Source organism: Salegentibacter sp. (assembly GCF_036568425.1).
In the GTDB taxonomy this organism is placed as follows: Bacteria; Bacteroidota; Bacteroidia; order Flavobacteriales; family Flavobacteriaceae; genus Salegentibacter.
Map to the genome: position 1 here is coordinate 1 of NZ_DATCSO010000028.1, position 16,054 is coordinate 16,054.

A 16,054-nucleotide genomic window follows, 5' to 3' on the forward strand; every position below is an offset into this window, starting at 1 on the left:
ACTAAAGCTTTTTGAACGGTTCAAATTCTTGAACCAACTTGAAAAATGGATTATTAAGAACAGAATGAATATTGCTTATGCATTAATTCCTTTATCCCTGATCTTAGGCGTTTATACAGGAATTTTATTATCTGCTTTTAATGCCAGACCACTTTGGAACAATGCAATTCTGGGACCTTTATTCTTAACCTCTGGACTCTCAACAGGTGCTGCCGCAATTATCATTTTGTCTAAAAGTTCTAAAGAAAAACGCCTTTTTGGCAAGATAGATTTGGGATTGATCATTATTGAGTTGGCCCTGATTGCTCACATGATAATGGGATATTATGCAGGCTCTCAAGTGCAGCTCGAAGCTATGGAATTATTAGTAGGAGGTGAATTCACCCTCATGTTTTTTGGTTTTGTGGTACTTCTTGGGTTAATATTGCCGGCGACATTAGAGTTAATAGAAATTATAGGTTATAAAATACCCGTAATAATACCCGCATTACTAGTGATTTTAGGAGGACTTGTTTTTCGATTCGTAATGGTAGAAGCAGGACAATTAACACGATATCTGTATTGATCAGATAATTCTGGATAGTAACAGGCAGATGATAATTCCGAAAGGATAAAGAATAGACTTAAAAAGTATTTTTACTAATAAAATAAAACAGGATGGTTAAGAAAAAACTGGCAAAAACTTCATCTTTTAGATATGTGATTTTCACATTGTTCCTCATTGTGATTGCCGGGGGATTAATTTTTTGGTATAAAGCCCCGGAACCGGAACAAGAAGGAATTAAGGTAGAGCAACTACTCAATGATGCCATTAGTTCTGAAAGATATATTTCTACAGATCAGGTTGCACAAAAAATAATAGGAGAAGATCCGTCTTTTATTTTAATTGATGTTAGAAGTGCAGATAATTACGAGACTTACTCACTTCCTAATGCTATTAATATTCCTATTCAAAATTTATTAGACGAAGAGTATGTAGGTTATTTAAACCAGTCTCAATATGATGTCATATTCTATTCGAATGATAATTTTTATGCTGATCAAGCCTGGTTATTATGTAAACGGCTGGGGTATAAAAACCTGCGGGTATTAGAAGGAGGTATGAATAGGTGGTTTACTACCATAATTAATCCAACTGTTCCTGACGAAAATATGGCAGCCGAAGATTTCGAGTTGTATTCTACAAGAAAAGCTGCAAGTATGTACTTTGGAGTTGTTTATCCTGAGCCAATTACTGTTGAAGAACCCATTGTTAAAAAAACAGTTCCCAAAAAACCCGCGCCAAAAAAGGTAATCCCGGTTAAAAAGAAAAAGAAAAGACCGGTAGAAGGTGGTTGTTGATTTATAAATTGTAAAAATCCTTTTATTATGAAAGAATTTAAAAATGTAAAAAGATTATCTATTGGGCCGGCCATTTTTATTTTGGCACTGATAATAGCATTTCTGTCCTATGAACGTTCGGAAAACCTATACGCCATGGACGCTGCCAGTACTCTTGAAAGTTTAACAACCCGGAATTACGTCATATCCATTGAAGACAGTAAACAATCAGGTGTGGTATTAGTGGATATTAGAAACCCATATGAATTTGAAAACTCACATTTAGAAAATGCTATAAATATCCCGACTCCTGATATTTTAAAGGAAGAAAATCAAACAATTTTCAAGGAATGGAAAGAATCAAATAAAACAGTCACCCTATACGGAAAGGATATAGAGGAGGCAAACATTCCTTTTCTCTTGCTGTATCAGTTAGGTTATGACAATTTAAAATTGCTGAATGCAGAAAACAGGTGTGTACAAAATAAACTGAGAACAGATCCAACCAATCTTGAAAAACCCATTGCAAACATTAGAGCCTTTATAGATGAATCTATCAGGAAATCTAAAATAAAAAAAGTTGTGAAAAAAGAAAGAAAACCCGTTCCAAAGAAAATTGTTCCGGTTAAAAAGAAAAAGAAAAAACCTATAGAAGGTGGCTGTTAAGGCCTGGTTTAAGCCATAGCTCCTGTAATGACGAAGATAACTGTTCAGAAAAGCAGGTACCTATAAAGAAGGACACTGAAAGAAGGTAGGACTGGCAGTCTTTTCCAGCCTCTCCGTAAGTGATGCTTCAATGTGCTTATAAAATACCTTTTCCGAAGTATAGCCATTTTATAGCCATAATATCAATAACAGATATCTCGGCTTTATAAGCATTGATGCAGAAGCTGCGAGACACTGTCTGGTAAAGTGTCACTCAATTCAATCATAAACTACTTTACAAACCGTGGTACCATTGCCTCAACAGAATCTTTTAATGCAAAAATAAAAGCATTCACAAGTCAGTTTGGAGGAGTGAAAAATATAGAAGTCTTTTTGTATCGTTTGGAAAAGCTGTTTTCTTAAAAGCTCCACAACCCAGAAATTGAGCTTAATTCTTCTCAATTACCCTAAAACCAAAAAAACCAGCCTTTTTCAAGACTGGTTTCTTCTATTTTGCTCCTCCTCTTGGGCTCGAACCAATCGTGCCTTTCTTCGGCTAAACAGTCATTTACAAAGGATTGTTAATTATGGGTATCCGAAAAGTATGCCTTTAATTCATAATTTTATTTTTAATTTAGTCTGCATGAGATTTTAAAATCTATCATTGTGAGCCTTATAGCTTGTATTTTGCAACACACTGAATTACAAGAGTCTCTTAATTTTACTTCTCAAAGAGTGTTTCAAACTATATATTTAAGGCTTCTTCAGAGAACAATTCCTTCTGAATAAATTTAAGTGCATATTCTTCATCCTGTTCAATAGCTAATTCAATAGCCTTGCTAGCTGTAAAGAGAAAATTTTCACAGCGATTTTTCTGTGCAAAACTATTCTCAACCATCATGCTTATATTATCCTGAATAGATTGGTCTAGATGAGGAACAAAAAGATTTCTAACAGTTGGTAAATCAGTATTTTGCCTTACACTAGCCTGAGCAATATTCCTATACAAATAGTAAGGTTTTGCAATCTTTTGTATATAAAGACCAATAAATATTGGATTAAATTGGCAAGGTTCACTTAACCTAGCCCTTATTGTAAAGGATGCAAATAACCAATCCTCTTCTTCCCTTACAACCCCTACATCGCCTACAGTTCCCATTTGAGAAATTATAATATCTCCTTTTTTAGTATAAAATTTTTCCTGCAGCTCTTCTGTGTTAATTATTCTATCTAACTTCTCCTTACTTATTTCAGTATTTTTAATGTTTAACCCTTTTATATACGGAACACCACTGCTGTCATTTGTGTAAGGTGAAGTTGGAACAGTACCATAATTGATATCTGAGCATATTTCGCTTAGCAAACTAAATCCATGACTTTTTATGATTTTTTCCACGTCATCATAAAAGGGTTGGTAGAATTCTGAATCTATTCTATTATATAATCCAAAACTTTCTGAAAATTTTTTAATATTTATTGGTTCATCGTTTAATTCAAAGTCTTTTAATCCTATAGCTTCATTTAATAGATTTTCAGCAGTTTTAAAAGAATTTTCAGACCTTTTCTTTTCTGTATGTGCTATCTTTATAAGTTCCGCAATTTTCTCCTGAAAATTAAAATTCAAAATCGGAATCATTAACTTCTTAATCTGAAATATACTTACCCAAGGTTGAACATTACCCGTAGACAATCTTTCTATTTGCTTTAAACCATATTTACTATTGAAGTAAGCGGTGAAATAAAAAGGATTAATTCTATTCTTATCTAAAATTTTAAGCTTAATAACATTTTCACTACAGTTAAAATTAGTTTCCTCTTCAGTAATAATTGAAGCTCCGCCAATTTTCCCTTTTCTTGCCATCATCACTTCATGAAGTTCTGTGGTTGATTTAGGAAGTTGATTATGGGCTTCTTGAGAAATAAATTCCAGCTCTGATTTATTAATAAATGTCTCCCCTACATTTCCTGACCTAATAAATGGAACTACCTTAGGATTATTATCATTTTTGATTTTGGCAACTACTGCGAATGACCCATTCGTTGATAAATCTGACATATAAGTCAATTCGCCAAGTTTTGGGGAATCATCTATAAAAGAATATAATTTTAAAAATTCTTTCTTATAATATTCTGAATCAATCCTAAATTCTACATTGTCTTTTAAGATTTCATTTTTATTAAAAATAGTAATCTCTAGCCCTTTCAATAACTCTTTGTATTTTTTTTCATCGAAAGGGCTTTCTACTTTCCCACTAGGGACAGTTTCTCACTTTTGGCAAATTCTATAAAAGCTTCTGCAATTCCATTTTCTGTCAATCCATCATGATTATAGAGGTCATGCTTTACAATAAGATGACCATGACTATCTAATAAATACTCATCTGAGTCTTTTAAAACCTTATCATAGTGGTCTAATGGTTCAGCTTCCACTTCTTCATTCTTAGTCTTATTTGCAGAAATTGGATAATCCTTCTTTCTCACGAAAATTTTTTCACCACTATTATCTTTTGACGGCTCCTGCATTGTAGCAAAAAATATAGGGTAGTCTTCTTTTTTTGGACATAGCTTTTCATCCCATTTTTGTACAATTAAAACTGACGTCTTAGTGCCTGTATGAGGTTTAAAAACATTTGGATGTAATCCTACTACTGCCAAAATTCTACAATGTTCAGATATATAATCCCGGATATATTTGTCACTGTTATTGTTAAACCTTCCCTGAGGCAATACAACAGCCATTCTTCCTCCAGGTGCTAGGAAATCTAAATTTCTTTCAATAAATAAGATGTCTCTTCCTAACTTCTTATGATATTTCCCACTAGATTTTTTCCCTAATTCATATTTTGACAAAATTCTACTTTCCTTAATATCTCCAGCAAAAGGAGGATTAGCCATTAGCACATCAAATTGGAAATCCCGATTACTGCCTTTTTCTGCTCGTAATTTTTTTAGATTTCTCCAGCCCTGAAAGTATGTATCTTGCCACTGCTCATCTTCTGTCTTTTCATCCCACCTTTCCCAGTCAAGAGTGTTTAAATGTAGTACATTGGTTTGTCCATCACCTGCAATAAGGTTTAATGTTCTTGCTACTCTTACAGCCTTCTCATCAAAATCTATAGCAAATACGTTATTCTGAACATAGTCAATACATTCCACAGGTTTTTCCTCGGTTGTAAAAAGATGACTTTTAGGAATTCCTTTTTCTTTTAAAATCTGTTCCCAAACATGAAAAATACTATGCACGGGAAATCCACAACTTCCAGCAGCAGTATCTATAACTTTTTCATCTACCTTAGGGTTCATCATTTTCACGCACATATCAATTACATATCTTGGTGTGAAGTATTGCCCCTTTTCTCCCTTGCTACTTTTATTAATCAAGTATTCAAATGCTTCATCAACAACATCTAAATTAGAATTGAATAATTTAACATCCTGTAGCGAAGAAACACATACAGATAAATGAGAAGGAGTAAGCATTAATTTTGAGTCATCTGTAAAAACACCCTCCCATTTCTTTTTAGCTTTTTCAAAAAGTGCTTGAATTTTTTCCTTTAGTTCATTTTCAGTATCACCATAATTTCGGAATACTAAATGTCGTGATTTATTCCTACCACTCTCCATCTCATCGTAAAGCTTAGTAAAGATGAGCTTAAATAACTCCTCAAATACATCAACACCAGCATTAGCAAGCACCTCATCTTCCATCTCTAAAATCAAATCCTTTAGAGACTTCTTTTCTGTAACCAATTTATCCTTTTGGACTAAATCATCAATTGTCCACCTTTCTTTTAATATATCTGAAAGCTTCTCAGTAGCTCTGGGAATATTTGGTATATCTTCAAAGTAATTAGGGTCTTTTCTATTGTAGAAGGATATGGAATCACCATTACTCCATACTCCAATAGGAGCGCCTGTTGCATTGCAATAAGACTTCAATTGTTCTTTACCGTCCTTTAACTTAGGCTTCTTTAGCTCTACCATTATATAAACAGCTCTAGTATCAATTTTATCAAATATTACTATATCTGCCCTTTTCTTTTCCCTTCCAAAACTAACCGCATACTCTAATTCCATTCTGTCATAAGGATAACTATATTCATCATGAAGTTTCATTAAGTAAAGTTGCCTAATAATTTCCTCTGGAGTCAATTTTATATCTTTTCTTCTAACCAAACATTTAGAATAAGGCACATTGTTACCTCTTACCTCTTTTACTGTTATAGACCGTTCTAATGCTAATATCTGGTCTTGATTAAATTGCGTTATTTTATAATTTGAATCCTTAAGAATCTCTGTAAGTTTCATTAAAAAGTTGATTTTAGTTAAAAATATTCTCTTACAATTAGAAAAGAGTTGAGTGAAATTCCGATTAGAAGTTTAATAATCAGTAGGGTAAAATTCAATTATTCAATTACCTTCTATAAATTTCATAGTTGGTGAATTTAGGAAATTTTAAGACTTTAGAGCAATTTTAAAATTAACTTCTAAGATGCTCCCCAATAAAGCTAATCAGACTATAGAAATACAAGTTGAAAACTATATTTCCGAAAAAAAAGAATTTATTCTTGAGTTTATTAAACATAATCATCGCATTCTTATTAATTCTAGTCCTGGAAGTGGGAAAACAACCTTTTTTGCAGAGCTATGTAAAGACCATTTACAAAAAGATAAGCCTGGAAGAATTATTTTCTGCAGTCCTTTTTTAATAATCCAGAATCAGTTCGAACAAAGCTTAAATAAAAGGAGTGTAAAGATTGATTTTCATTTAAATCACAGAAGTAAAAGAAAACAGTTAGTAAAAAAGGACAAAATTGTCACTTCTACTTTTCATAGTCTCCATTTAATAGAGAATCAAATAACTGATAGAGATTTGATAGTTATAGATGAAGCTCATGCTTTATTATATAATTACAAAGAAAAACAAGAAAGGAAATTTTTCATCTCTACCATACAGGTCCTATATCATACAAATGCAAAAGTTGTTGCAATGAGCGGCACCCCTTATGAAGGAGTATCTAAAATTCTTAATTTGAAGGAATTAAAGGTTATCAAAGAAACTCAGCCAGCAAGGATTAATATTCAGTACTCAAAAGATAACGAATCTGTTATAGTTAGTCAATTCGCAGAGGAATGTCTAGAGAGATTTGGAAAGGACCATTTAAATATTATATACATAAAAAGCAGAAAAAAATGCGAGAGATTTAAGCTTGTAATAGAGCAACAATTTAACTGTAAAGCTTTCGTATTAACTGCTGCTAGAAAAGATAATTATGTATATGACAACCTTACAATTGACAGCTATATTCCTGATGACATTACTTTTTTAATTACTACTAACGTAATTTCAACTGGCGCAAATATTCTGAATGAGAAAATTGGAAAGGCTTTAATTTTGAATGAATCAAATCCAGTTGAAATCAAGCAATTTTCCAAAAGATTTAGAAAAAAATTCAATATTGAAATTGATTTAGTAAATCGAGAATATTCAAAGTTTGAAGCAAGTCCTTCAATAGAAAGAAATCAATATAAAAATGAAAGAGGTGCTCAACGCTATTTCTTTCAGAACGTGGCTGCTTCAATTACAAATTCTTTTTCACACGTTTCCAACAAGCTTAACTACAATCACAAATTCTACTCTCAAGATAACGATGGTTCTCCATTAGATTTGATAGACAGACTCATTAAAAAAACAGTTATTCAAGAAGCATATTTTGTGGAATCAATAAATGCAACATACAACACACCTAATGAACTCAATGATGCTCTAAAAAAATATGATGATGTAATGCCAATCTTAGTTAACAATTATAGTTTTGAGTATTCTGAAAAATTATATGAGGATGATTTATTTGAACGATTAAGTAAATCTGAATTTGAAGAATTAATAGATAGTTTTATTGCTTCGTATGAGAGTACTCTATATGACCTATATAAATATTTGGCTAATAATGGTTATTCGTATTTATGCTTGAAAATTTCTCAAATGCTTCCTAACTTCAATATTGAAAAGGTTCCTTCTAAACCTCAAGCAGGTAATCTTAAGATATTTAGAGAGACTAATTTTATTGAAGAGATTTTTAAACCCCTGATAGAAATAAACTCCAATTTCCAAGATATACGCAAAAGCCTTTATTTCATCAAAACTAAGAATAAGAATAAGCAACAATCTGTAATAACAGCATTATTCATTAATAAAAAATTTCACGAAGAATTTATTATTAAAAATTCAGCAAATTCTTTTCATCCAATCTTAATAAGGAAGGAAAAAGATTACCAGAATTTAGAAAATGACAAAGAAAGAACTTTACTATTAATATTAATTGAAATTGCATTCAATTACGGATTTAAACACGAATATATCAGCTTAAAAGATTTTGGTTCTCATCTTAAAAATATGTGTGAGAATAAAAAACTGAAATTCTTCAAAACTTCAAAAAACTCATATCTATCCAATCTAAGCACTGATGAGAATGGAATTATTGTAGATTTCGATGACAGCTTTAAAATTGGTTTACTGCACGGAATTTTTCATTTTAAATCTGGAACACAAGAAAGAAAATCTGGAGAAAAGGCTAAAAGTGCCTATATTTTTGAAAAAACCTTACCTAATCTGAAACCTTCTACTTGCGCAGAAGAAAGTTCTGATATTGAGTTAATAAAAAATTCAACACGGATTCTATACTTTAATGGCTCATCATTCACATTTGAGAAAAACAAATGGAAGAACCAAAGACATAGAATTATAACCAGTAGAGAATTAATCACCTATTCTCAAGTAGATAAAGACTATTATAAATTATTGGAATAAAAAAGAGGGTTTATCCATCGTTTTATTATATAGACTATAATTCAATTCTAGATAAAACCTCTTTTTTCTGCAGAACATTTTCAGTGGTTTTTTGATATAGGAGAGACCATCTCAAAAGTTTGATTATCCAAAATACAGCTGAACTCCTTACTATTCTATAGCTTTTTTAGGTTTAAACAATTTCAAAGTGATAATAAAAATAAGCCCGCCCTTTTACAATAAATACAGTCTTGATTTCAGCAGTGACTTTTACAGCCTCTACTAACACTTTTTCTCCCTCATTCAAATCCCCAATCGGGTGTTTAACCACCACTTCAAATGGACAGAAAAGTAGCTTTAATAGATTATTCCAGGTAACTATATACAATGTATTAGGCGAGCTATATTTCAATATTTCTGCTAACTGTTCTTCATTCATTTTACTCAAAACAGCTATATTATTAATTATGTAAGAACCAGTTCTCAGAATTGTTTTGCAGTGAATTAGCAAGGTTATTTGTTAACTCGTATGCATTTACATTTCGCTCAAAATTGTTATCAATGTAAGAGCTCTTATTAGCTTCGGTAAAAAGATTGTATAGCCTCCAGAGGTTGATTGAACCGTCATCACTCCGCTTAAAATTAGGACAGTTATAATAGTTCTTTACTACAGTATTTATCTGCCCATCATTTAAAGCCACCGGAAATAACCTTTTCTGCTCAGATTTATCCATGAACTGGAACATTCTAAGTTTACCAACAAAATGAGCAAACTGTTTCTCAGTAAGATAATGCCTACTCATTCTTTCCATTAACCCTAAATGATGCTCCCTGTCATATTGTTGTAACAAACCTTCTACAGCATAAGAGAGCTGGTCTGTATTGGTAACTTTAATCTGGTCTGCTAATCCATCTGTACTAATACAAAGGTTAGTACACACCATATTTTTAAAACCTATAAAAACCTTAAACTTCTCTGGACTTTTCTTACTAAAAAGATTCTCCTGATTGTAAGCTCTTACACCTCCTATTGTCAAGGCTAGATTATTACCATTTATATTCTCTATTACAGCAGGGATTTCCATTACAAAAGCACATCTCTCATAATAGAGTGTTTTCTCATGCTCTTTCAGCTCCTTTGCAGGTTTACCTATGGCAGAAGGTATTCTACCTTTAATTAAGTGAGACGTTCTAATAGCAGGTTCAGCAATATCAAATTCAGGAAATAAATCCTGAGCTATTTCTCTTGTCTTTTGCACAAACTGATAATGACTAATTGTGCTTTCATTGTCTTTTGCGAATACTGGAATGATGCAATCCTTTCGTAAATGTTCTAGAGTCACATCTTTAGTATTAGCCTCAATAAAGCTTCTATTTGAGCTGGTTACTACCTCATTTTCATCCACTATATTTTTTTGTAGATGGTTATTCGCGATTAATTCCATTTTCTGTAGTTTTTAATTTTTCAATTTTATTTTCTTCAATGACCTGTGCATTTGTGTTTTCAATTACACCTTTACGCTCCATTATTAATGGGTAAATCTCCTTAGATAGAGCAGGATATTTCTCATAGATATGTTTCAATCCATTTAAGTGATGGCACTGAGCAATCTCTTTTTTGACCTTTTCTAAGGACACACCTTCACTGCACCAATTCTTCAGCTTTTTACCTGTAGCTGGATTAATTACAAACTCAGGTTTATCCATAAATAAGCCAGTTCTATCTTTTGAAGCTTTTACTAAGTGATTATCATTGATAAATTCAAAGTTTACCGTCAACTCATATTCCAGCCCTTCCCTCTGAATCTCTTTAGTTCCTAGCTTCATTACCCGTGTCTTACCATTCATATCCTTATCAAGAGAGTAATCAACTTTTCGTCTCGTTGACACAATAATGTGGCTTTTAGATTGCACCAGAGCATCAATGAATTGATTATGTAAGGGAGTTACTTTAGCCCAATCCTGAAATCTTCCTCCCAACTTTTCATGCATTTCAAGGCAGCCACCCTTTCCATTCCATTCGTGACTTATGGAATCTACTATTATAACTTCCATATTAGCATCTTCACAAGTTTGAATGGCTTTGATATATCTTTCAGGTGAATATGGCTCCTCCAGATTGAGAACATTAAAATCTCCTAAATGAGAGTACAGACTTGCAGAATTATTTTCTGTATCTATTACAGCTATCTTATTCCAATTGTTTGTAATTCCGTAGGCTAATAATAAAGCTGACATAGTTTTCCCATATCCGCTAGGACCACTAAGTCCTATTCTTAATTTTACTTGGCTTCTCTGAGCCTGTTGTAGTTTCATAATTATTTCTGATTAGAAGTTGTCATTAATCCATATACAATGAATCAATGCAACGATTAGACATAAAAAAAGAGAGCCCTATTAAGAACTCTCTTTAATAAATTTGGTAATTGTATTCCTTAAATTACTTCTTCCTCTTCTACGATATTATTTTCAATAGTATTTTCCTGCCCTACTTCCTCCTCATTTTCTCCTTCTCCAACGAAAACATTCCTTTTTGAATACATTGTAACTTCTCCAGTTTGGGAATTAATCATTTCAAAAGGTTCCACCTCTACTTTTTTTATTGTACCTGGTATCTCAGTACCTATTAGAGATTTACAGGTGTTTTCATCAAAAGTACAAGAGACACGAGCTGTTTTAGCTGTGAAATAAGTTTGACCTGTCTCCTTACTTTTAACAGCTTCTAAACCACCTTGAACAATTAGTACGTGGAATTTTTCTTCATCCTCATTCTCGAATGTTTTAAAATCAACAATTGTAACCATAGTTTTTTCAATTTATAAGATTATATGAGGAATATTCCCCAAGGTTCTAGAGGAGTTGGGGTTGAGCCCGCAGGGCATTTAGGTTTTAAAGTAAAACAATGGAAACAATTATATAATCACGAGATATTGCCCCAGGGGGTACTCCCCCAACTGATTAAAGTAGGGGGGGTATACCTTAGATTATTTCGCGTTCTTGTAGAGAAATAACCTAAACTTTTTAGAAAAAATTATATTTTTATACCAGACCCTATTAAATTGCAAAATCTTTCTAGGTATGGACAAAGACAAAAAGTCTTTTGGCTGCTTGAATTTTATTTTAATTATTATTTGTTTTGGAGTCTCTGCAGCTATATTTAGCCCAACCGTTCCATATATTGGGTTTTTAGCCTATCCTTTGATAATAATTGGCGGAATTGTTTTAGGAAAACTAATTGAACCAATATTTATTTCGCAGGATAAATGAATCTAAAAAAGTTTATCTCTTTTTTTAAGCCTTGCCGTTAACCATCTAAATAAAAATTTCATCGTGAATTTAATTAAGGAAATCAATATAAAATATTTCAGGTCTATTTACCATTTAAAACTAAAAGACTTAAATGATTGTATAATTTTCTCTGGAAAAAATGATGTAGGGAAATCTAATATATTAAAAGCTCTTAATCTATTCTTTAATAATGAAACTGATTGGCATACAGAATTTAGCTTTTATAATGATTTCAATTTCAAACGGCTTTCAGAAGTAAGGGAAAAAAGCATTAAAGGAAAACAATATATTCAAATAGAAATTACGTTTAGAAGAGGCAGTAATTTTCAAAGAAGTTTGCCTTCAGAATTTACAGTTAGAAGAACCTGGGATAGAAATTCTCGTCTCCCAAAAGAAACAACAAATCTTGATAAGAAATTTAAAGCTGGAAAAATTGAAACTAAAAATCAAAAAATAGTCCATAGAAGTCTAACCCAATTTTTTAACAAAGTAAAATTTGAGTATGTACCTGCGATAAAAGATAGAAGATTATTCAGTCATCTTTTAAATGAGTTACAAACAGAAATTTTTAATCAGTTAAATTCAAAAGGACGAGAAATTAGTAAAGAGATTAAATTAATTTCGGACAAATACTCTGATAGTATTGAAGGGCTGAAAGATGAGTTTAAACATTCTACTGGAATCAACTCGGAACTTGCCTTACCTGTAAAGGCAAATGAATTATTCAAAGTACTAAATGTACTTACTGATTTTGAAACTGACGAAACAACAAAACTTAATTTGGATTACAGAGGTGATGGCATTAGATTAAGATACATCCCGAGTCTATACAATTACTTAGCTAAAAATCACCGTGGAGTTTACATCCTAGGTTTTGAAGAACCTGAAAATTCTATGGAGTATGGCTTAGGTTCGAGAATGGCTGAAAAATTCTTTACAGAATACTCTAAAAACTCTCAAATTCTAATAACTAGTCACTCCCCAGCATTCTTAGACTCCAAGAGTAAAACCGTCAATTTTTTCAGGATTTATCGTAGTAATCAATCCACCTTAGCAGCTAAACTTGAATTTTCAAATAGTTTATTTTCTTTAGATGAAAACAATTTAAACAACAATCTCCTAACCGAAGAATTAGGGCTCACGAAGCTTCAGTTGAAATTTCACAAACTATATGAAGAAAAATTAAAAGAAGCTGAATTAACGAAGAAAAGAGTACAGGAATTAGAAAAGCGCGTATCTACTTTCACAAAACCAATATTATATACAGAGGGAATAACAGATGTTACTATCTTAAAAAGTGCTTGGAAGAAATTATATCCCGACTCTGATATTCCTTATGAAATATTACCTGTTCAAACTACAGATGAAGGTGGTGGAGATGGTGGGTATGCATCTTTAAACAGAAAATTAGAATCTGTAAAAGATAGCGAACCTTTACAAATAGGCTTATATGACTATGATTCTGGTGGGTTTGACAAAGGCTTCAATAAGCTGAACAAAAATTTTTCTAAATTTAATGGTAAAGAATTTGTCCAAATGCACAAAAATCAGAATTCCTTTGCAATGGTAATCCCTGAGCAACCTGGTCTAGAGGATTTTTATAATTTTAAAAACCTACCAATTGAATTTTTATTTTCTGAACAAGATTTAAATAAGGAAGTAGATGGCAGAAAATTAGAATTAAGTCCTTATAGAATGGATGTAAAAATGAATGGTGTAACGATTGACACGGAAGAATATACTGATTTACAATATTGCAGCATTAAAAAAGGTAGTAAAAAACATTTCGCAGAAAAAGTTGTTCCTTCTTTAGAAACTGCGTCATTTGAAAATTTTAAATTATTATTTTCTACAATTGATGAAATATTAAATTACGAAACTACATCATAGTTTATTCATGAGGGGTCACTATTGAATTGTAACCCCCTATGAATTATCTTGAGTATAATTTTTGGGTAAGTTTCCTTACCTCGATTTCAACCTTTTCCTCTAAAATTTGTCCATAATGAGCCTGAGTTATTCCAATTCTGGAATGACCCAAAAGTTTACTCACAACTTCCATTGGGACATCATTCAGAAGCAATACAGTTGTAATAACCTTCCCTTGCTAGCTATTTAAATAACATAAAAAAATTTATAATCAGAGTTAGAATAAGGGGGCTTTCTTACTAAAAACACTTGACAAGTTGACCTCAACTTAAAAAGTCAAAAAAAACCCTCTACAATAAGAAAGAGGGTTTTAAATTTAATGGTTACCTTATTTCAATTCTATCTACCAACTTATTTATTCCAGAACTATTTAAGTCATTGGTAGTCAAATTAACAACATAGCTTTTTTGTTTATAGAGAAGTACAATTGAAAGGTTTTTGAATTTATTTCCAGAATAGGTCAAGTAAGATTCCGTTTTTAAAGCAATACCTTGATTATTCAACGTAATAAATTCAGCACTTTCGCCATTTGCAGTAGCATTATTCTTAGCAGATTTTAAAAACTCATCTTTAAAAATTTGTAGTGAATTACCTGTTAAGCCTTTCATTTTCTCAAATAGATTTTGAACAGTAATTGAATACTGAAAAATCTTATTATCGGCTTTTTGGATAACACAACTGTAATTATTCTGATTTCCTAAATTTCTGGTATACTCCAATTCACAAGGAGTATCTATAACTAGTCCTTCAATTTTATTATTTGTTTGACCAAAACTTAGCAGTGGGAATAACATTCCCAGTAAGAAGATTTTTTTCATATATATTATTATTTATTAGAGATTTAATTCATACTTATCGGTATGAATTCAAATTTCAGATTCTTAATTAATTTTTCTTCTGAATAATTCTTAAGTGAGCTGTTAAAACCCCTGACCTCAAGGTCTAATAAGAGACCATCATTAATGATTTCACCTGACCATTTAGTATAAACATTTGGTTCCTCATAAGGGACTTTTTCAATGGGGTCGATGTTGGAGGATTCTTCAGGATTATAAAACTTCATACTTAAGTCAGCACCCTTTTTATAGAATTTAGAAAGGTTATTAGAAATTTCTATTTCATCAAGAGCTTCTCCTTCTGCAAGAATTTGTTTATAATCTTCAGGAGTCAATTCTGAATCATCAAATTCTTCTAATTCCTGATAGGCAACGAATCCTTTTGAGGTAAAAAATAGAACAAAAAATAACGGTTTATTATCTTCAGTTTTTATTGAAGCGAGATAATAACCATCTCTTCGCAAAGCAGGTTTTTGTGCAGAATTTCTGATGGAGGAATCACTTGTATTACTTTTTGTAGATGGATTCTCATGATTACTCGACGGCTCCCTAATTTTATCGATAATAAGTCCTATGATATAGCCCCAAAAGACACCATTTACGACACCTATTAAAATTAGCGTGCCTGGACTGTCTTGAGCTGGACCACCAGTCAAGCTTAAAGTTAAAACGGTGGAAATAATAGCTCCTATCCACCAGGAGTAATTAACAACTTTCATATAAAATTTAGATTTATAGGTTAAAAAAATAAATATGTACTAATTGGAACTGTGATTCCAAGAATATCAAAAGGTAACTTGCGTTTTTAGAGAGTTTAGGAGAGTGTGACCTATAGTTTGGAAATTCATTTTTTAATTTCATTTTTAATTAGTTAGTTAGATTTAAAATAAAAATAGGCAAATATGCCTATAATATAAATTATTAGCTCCACGAATTTTAACTCGTGGAATATCTAGGTGAAAAAGATTTTTTAATAGCATTTGGTAAAAACCTAAGAAAGGTTAGAAAAGCCCAAGGATTTACTCAAGCACAACTAGCCAATGATATTGGCGTAGAAATTTCTCAAATCAGTAGAATTGAGAGAGGGATAATAAATACATCAGTAGGGAATGCAAATGCTATCGCTAAAGCACTAAAAGTAGATTTACAGGACTTGTTTAACCTAATAAATTAATAAACAACCCTTTAAAGATATTATTTTTTTATTAAAAAACCACCCAGATATTTTTTCCAGGTGGTATTCCTT

16 protein-coding genes are annotated in these 16,054 nt (G+C 31.7%); 8 read left to right on the plus strand and 8 right to left on the minus strand.

The window, feature by feature from the left end; all coding sequences use genetic code 11:
* From nrfD to VIM94_RS03220, 4 genes are all read left to right on the plus strand, one after another.
* Positions 1 to 565, plus strand: a 565-nt coding sequence (nrfD, locus tag VIM94_RS03205) for an NrfD/PsrC family molybdoenzyme membrane anchor subunit (RefSeq protein ID WP_332037850.1), incomplete at its 5' end; no start/stop codon positions are given.
* 92 nt (positions 566 to 657) lie between these two features.
* Positions 658 to 1,341, plus strand: coding sequence for a rhodanese-like domain-containing protein (locus tag VIM94_RS03210; RefSeq protein WP_332037851.1), 684 nt, complete (start codon positions 658 to 660; stop codon positions 1,339 to 1,341).
* A 27-nt stretch (positions 1,342 to 1,368) separates the two neighbouring features.
* On the plus strand, positions 1,369 to 1,986 hold the full coding sequence (locus VIM94_RS03215; RefSeq protein ID WP_332037852.1) for a rhodanese-like domain-containing protein: 618 nt from the start codon (positions 1,369 to 1,371) through the stop codon (positions 1,984 to 1,986).
* Positions 1,987 to 2,232: 246 nt separating this feature from the next.
* The gene (locus VIM94_RS03220; RefSeq protein WP_332037853.1) at positions 2,233 to 2,388 is read left to right on the plus strand and encodes a transposase; all 156 of its coding nucleotides are present in this window, start codon (positions 2,233 to 2,235) and stop codon (positions 2,386 to 2,388) included.
* A 322-nt stretch (positions 2,389 to 2,710) separates the two neighbouring features.
* Here VIM94_RS03220 and VIM94_RS03225 read toward each other — a convergent pair whose 3' ends face one another.
* The gene (locus tag VIM94_RS03225; RefSeq protein ID WP_332037854.1) at positions 2,711 to 4,171 is read right to left on the minus strand and encodes a restriction endonuclease subunit S; all 1,461 of its coding nucleotides are present in this window, start codon (positions 4,169 to 4,171) and stop codon (positions 2,711 to 2,713) included.
* Positions 4,172 to 4,206: 35 nt separating this feature from the next.
* Positions 4,207 to 6,273, minus strand: coding sequence for an N-6 DNA methylase (locus tag VIM94_RS03230; RefSeq protein ID WP_332037855.1), 2,067 nt, complete (start codon positions 6,271 to 6,273; stop codon positions 4,207 to 4,209).
* 184 nt (positions 6,274 to 6,457) lie between these two features.
* Between VIM94_RS03230 and VIM94_RS03235 the strand changes: the two genes are divergently transcribed.
* Positions 6,458 to 8,776, plus strand: coding sequence for a DEAD/DEAH box helicase family protein (locus VIM94_RS03235; RefSeq protein ID WP_332037856.1), 2,319 nt, complete (start codon positions 6,458 to 6,460; stop codon positions 8,774 to 8,776).
* A gap of 172 nt (positions 8,777 to 8,948) precedes the next feature.
* Here the strand turns inward: VIM94_RS03235 and VIM94_RS03240 are convergent, their stop codons facing one another.
* From VIM94_RS03240 to VIM94_RS03255, 4 genes are all read right to left on the minus strand, one after another.
* Entirely contained in the window at positions 8,949 to 9,194 is a 246-nt protein-coding gene (locus tag VIM94_RS03240; RefSeq protein WP_332037857.1) for a hypothetical protein, read from the minus strand.
* A gap of 22 nt (positions 9,195 to 9,216) precedes the next feature.
* The gene (locus VIM94_RS03245) at positions 9,217 to 10,200 is read right to left on the minus strand and encodes a DUF3871 family protein (RefSeq protein ID WP_332037858.1); all 984 of its coding nucleotides are present in this window, start codon (positions 10,198 to 10,200) and stop codon (positions 9,217 to 9,219) included.
* Complete coding sequence (locus VIM94_RS03250; protein WP_332037859.1) at positions 10,181 to 11,071, minus strand: AAA family ATPase; 891 nt, start codon at positions 11,069 to 11,071, stop codon at positions 10,181 to 10,183. Before VIM94_RS03250 ends, VIM94_RS03245 begins: the two co-directional genes overlap by 20 nt.
* Positions 11,072 to 11,190: 119 nt before the next feature.
* A complete protein-coding gene (locus VIM94_RS03255; RefSeq protein WP_332037860.1) occupies positions 11,191 to 11,559 on the minus strand; it encodes a hypothetical protein in 369 nt (122 codons plus the stop codon).
* A gap of 274 nt (positions 11,560 to 11,833) precedes the next feature.
* On the opposite strand from VIM94_RS03255, the gene VIM94_RS03260 reads away from it, so the two are divergent.
* Positions 11,834 to 12,022, plus strand: a complete 189-nt coding sequence (locus tag VIM94_RS03260; RefSeq protein ID WP_332037861.1) for a hypothetical protein — start codon at positions 11,834 to 11,836, stop codon at positions 12,020 to 12,022.
* 63 nt (positions 12,023 to 12,085) lie between these two features.
* Positions 12,086 to 13,933, plus strand: a complete 1,848-nt coding sequence (locus VIM94_RS03265) for an ATP-dependent nuclease (RefSeq protein WP_332037862.1) — start codon at positions 12,086 to 12,088, stop codon at positions 13,931 to 13,933.
* 362 nt (positions 13,934 to 14,295) lie between these two features.
* Here the strand turns inward: VIM94_RS03265 and VIM94_RS03270 are convergent, their stop codons facing one another.
* Both VIM94_RS03270 and VIM94_RS03275 read right to left on the minus strand, forming a co-directional pair.
* A complete protein-coding gene (locus tag VIM94_RS03270) occupies positions 14,296 to 14,790 on the minus strand; it encodes a hypothetical protein (RefSeq protein ID WP_332037863.1) in 495 nt (164 codons plus the stop codon).
* 23 nt (positions 14,791 to 14,813) lie between these two features.
* Positions 14,814 to 15,527 (minus strand): hypothetical protein, encoded by a 714-nt coding sequence (locus VIM94_RS03275; RefSeq protein WP_332037864.1) that lies wholly within the window; start codon positions 15,525 to 15,527, stop codon positions 14,814 to 14,816.
* Positions 15,528 to 15,751: 224 nt separating this feature from the next.
* Between VIM94_RS03275 and VIM94_RS03280 the strand changes: the two genes are divergently transcribed.
* Positions 15,752 to 15,982: a helix-turn-helix transcriptional regulator gene (locus VIM94_RS03280; protein ID WP_332037865.1), complete on the plus strand. Its 231-nt coding sequence runs from the start codon at positions 15,752 to 15,754 to the stop codon at positions 15,980 to 15,982.
* The last annotated feature ends 72 nt before the right edge of the window (positions 15,983 to 16,054 follow it).

Coding starts and splice junctions, on each gene's coding strand:
- VIM94_RS03210 (WP_332037851.1), top strand. CDS start 658: ATGGTTAAGAAAAAACTGGCAAAAACTTCATCTTTTAGATATGTGATT.
- VIM94_RS03215 (WP_332037852.1), top strand. CDS start 1,369: ATGAAAGAATTTAAAAATGTAAAAAGATTATCTATTGGGCCGGCCATT.
- VIM94_RS03230 (WP_332037855.1), bottom strand. CDS start 6,273: ATGAAACTTACAGAGATTCTTAAGGATTCAAATTATAAAATAACGCAA.
- VIM94_RS03235 (WP_332037856.1), top strand. CDS start 6,458: ATGCTCCCCAATAAAGCTAATCAGACTATAGAAATACAAGTTGAAAAC.
- VIM94_RS03240 (WP_332037857.1), bottom strand. CDS start 9,194: ATGAATGAAGAACAGTTAGCAGAAATATTGAAATATAGCTCGCCTAAT.
- VIM94_RS03245 (WP_332037858.1), bottom strand. CDS start 10,200: ATGGAATTAATCGCGAATAACCATCTACAAAAAAATATAGTGGATGAA.
- VIM94_RS03250 (WP_332037859.1), bottom strand. CDS start 11,071: ATGAAACTACAACAGGCTCAGAGAAGCCAAGTAAAATTAAGAATAGGA.
- VIM94_RS03255 (WP_332037860.1), bottom strand. CDS start 11,559: ATGGTTACAATTGTTGATTTTAAAACATTCGAGAATGAGGATGAAGAA.
- VIM94_RS03260 (WP_332037861.1), top strand. CDS start 11,834: ATGGACAAAGACAAAAAGTCTTTTGGCTGCTTGAATTTTATTTTAATT.
- VIM94_RS03270 (WP_332037863.1), bottom strand. CDS start 14,790: ATGAAAAAAATCTTCTTACTGGGAATGTTATTCCCACTGCTAAGTTTT.
- VIM94_RS03275 (WP_332037864.1), bottom strand. CDS start 15,527: ATGAAAGTTGTTAATTACTCCTGGTGGATAGGAGCTATTATTTCCACC.